We start from the raw sequence: 2,259 nt of genomic DNA, 5'->3' as shown, positions 1-2,259 counted from the left end.
AGTGCGCCGAGCACGATGGGCTTCGGCTCGAACGCGGCGGCGGCCGGTAACCGCTCGAATTGTTCCTGCTGCAGGTAGGCGAACGGCGAAACGAAATCGAAATACCAGGTAGCGGTGCGCGCGGCGTCGGGGTTGGTGGCGGCTTTCGTGGTCGTATCGTCGGTCGTGTCGTCGTCTTCGGCGGCGGACGGCTTCGTGCCGGCGGCCGGCTTCGACGAAGCCTGTTGCGTCGACGCATCCGGCACGCCGGAATTCGACGCATCGCGACGCGTGGCGACGCTTTGCTTCAGCGTCTGCGCGAACGGCACGGCGGTCGTCGCGGTCGCGGCATCGTTGCCGGCGGCGCTGGACGCACCCGTGCCGCGGGCGGCCTTGAGTGCGGTGCCGGCGGTGTCGAGCAACGCGCCGAGCAGGGGCAGGGGAGGCATGTCGGTTCTCTCGTTCGAATGCGGTGGTCGGTTACGACGAACGGGCCGCGTCGGCCCGCATGCGCAGGATCTTCGCGGCGTGTTCGTCGGCGTCGCGCTGCTCGCGCCGGGCGTCGCGCTTCGCTTCCTGCGCGACGCCGCGCGCCTGCAGGATTTCGAACGAGCCGACGGTGCGTTTCTTGTTTTGCCAGTTCGGGCGGGCTTCGTCGATACGGACGTCGGCCGCGGCAAGCACGCTGCGCTGCTGCGCGATCGCGGCGTCGAGCGTATCGATGAACGCCTGGAAATTGCGCCAGTTGCCGGCCGGCATCCCGTGCTGCGCGGATTGCGAGAAGCGCGCGTGGTATTCGTCGCGGTAGCGCAGCAGCGCGTCGAGCTGCTCGGCGGCCGCGGTGCGGTCGCGCTGCGCGGTGCCGAGCTGCTTCGTCGCGGAGTCGAGATCTTCCTGCGCGCGGTCGAGCAGCAACTGAAGGGGAAAGCCGTGTGCCATCGGGATCAGCCTCCGTAAGCGTCGAACAGTGCATCGAGCCCGGCGAGGCTCGACGCGAACGGCGCGCATTCGCGAAAGCCCTGCTGCAGGAACGCCTCGATGCGCGGATAGAGCGCGATCGCGCGGTCGAGCTGCGCGTCGCGGCCGGGCGCGTACGCGCCGACGGCGATCAGGTCGCGATTGCGCTGGTAGCGCGACAGCATCTGCTTGAACTGCCGGACGTGGTCGAGGTGCGTTTCGTCGATCAGCGCGGTCATCGCGCGGCTGATCGACGCCTCGATGTCGATCGCCGGATAGTGGCCGGCCTCGGCGAGCGCGCGCGACAGCACGACGTGGCCGTCGAGGATCGCGCGCGCCGAATCGGCGATCGGGTCCTGCTGGTCGTCGCCTTCGGTCAGCACCGTGTAGAACGCGGTGATCGAGCCGCCGCCCTCCGGCCCGTTGCCGGTGCGCTCGACGAGCGCGGGCAGCTTCGCGAACACCGACGGCGGGTAGCCCTTCGTCGCGGGCGGCTCGCCGATCGCCAGCGCGATCTCGCGCTGCGCCATCGCATAGCGCGTGAGCGAATCCATCAGCAGCAGCACGTGCTTGCCCTGGTCGCGGAAATACTCGGCGAGCGACGTCGCGTAGGCCGCGCCCTGCATCCGCAGCAGCGGCGACACATCGGCCGGCGCCGCGACGACCACCGAGCGTGCGAGCCCGTCCTCGCCGAGGATCTGTTCGATGAATTCCTTCACTTCGCGGCCGCGTTCGCCGATCAGCCCGATCACGATCACTTCCGCGCTCGTATAGCGCGCCATCGTGCCGAGCAGCACCGACTTGCCGACGCCGGAGCCCGCGAACAGGCCCATCCGCTGCCCGCGGCCGACGGTGAGCAGCGCGTTGATCGCGCGCACGCCGACGTCGAGCACGTGGTGGATCGGTTCGCGCTCGAGCGGGTTGATCGACGGCGCCGACAGCGGCGCGTCGACCTTCGACGCGAGCGGGCCGAGGCCGTCGAGCGGGCGGCCGGACGCGTCGACGACGCGCCCGAGCATTTCCCAGCCGACCGGCAGCCGCTTCGCGCCCGCGAGCGGATCGGCAACGGGCGCGCTTTCGCGCGGCCACACGCGTGCGCCGGGCAGCACGCCCGCGACGTCGGTGGTCGGCATCAGGAACAGGCGATCGCCGGCGAAGCCGACGACTTCCGCTTCCGCGTGCGGCAGCGTGCTGCCGGGCGGCAGTTCGATCGTGCATTCGGCGCCGACCGACAGGCGCAGCCCGATCGCTTCCAGCACGAGGCCGGCCGCGCGCGTCAGGCGCCCGCACGGCCGCAGCGGCAGCGCGCGCTGGCTGCGCGCA

Annotated in this window: 2 protein-coding genes and 1 pseudogene; all 3 read right to left on the bottom strand. The window is 70.9% G+C overall.

Annotated elements, in window-relative coordinates; all coding sequences use genetic code 11:
• Window positions 1-428, bottom strand: a pseudogene (locus G3N96_RS38445) (flagellar hook-length control protein FliK); the annotation flags it as partial.
• 31 nt (window positions 429-459) lie between these two features.
• Window positions 460-918, bottom strand: coding sequence for a flagellar export protein FliJ (gene fliJ, locus G3N96_RS38440; protein ID WP_206140469.1), 459 nt, complete (start codon window positions 916-918; stop codon window positions 460-462).
• A gap of 5 nt (window positions 919-923) precedes the next feature.
• Window positions 924-2,259 (bottom strand): flagellar protein export ATPase FliI (gene fliI, locus G3N96_RS38435; protein ID WP_206140468.1); only part of this gene is annotated, 1,336 nt, incomplete at its 5' end.

Origin of the sequence: Burkholderia sp. Se-20373, from assembly GCF_017104705.1 — a bacterium.
Classification (GTDB): domain Bacteria; phylum Pseudomonadota; class Gammaproteobacteria; order Burkholderiales; family Burkholderiaceae; genus Burkholderia.
Note: the sequence above shows the minus strand (reverse complement) of the source record. Positions and strands in the feature narration are given on the sequence as shown.